This is a genomic window from Pseudomonas sp. AC083, assembly GCF_979253165.1.
Genome location: NZ_CEEDDH010000398.1, coordinates 1 through 219, shown reverse-complemented (window position 1 = coordinate 219; position 219 = coordinate 1). Strand labels below are relative to the sequence as shown.

Genomic DNA, 219 nt, shown 5'->3' with positions numbered 1-219 from the left:
CGTGAGGCTTGACCATATAACACCCAAGCAATTTGCTGACCTGAGAAGGCACCAGATTGCGGTGTGTGAAGACGAAACGAACCGAAAGTTCGAAGCGCACAAACACCGAAAGCTGTCACATACCCAATTTGCTGAAGCGAGGCCATCTGGTCACGACTCAGTACCCGAATTTCTTGACGACCATAGAGCGTTGGAACCACCTGATCCCATCCCGAACTC

General features: G+C 51.1%; 1 protein-coding gene. It reads right to left on the bottom strand.

Annotated elements, in window-relative coordinates:
* Nucleotides 1-219: hypothetical protein (locus AC0IXA_RS28315; RefSeq protein WP_471815044.1), on the bottom strand; the 219-nt coding region annotated here is incomplete at both ends.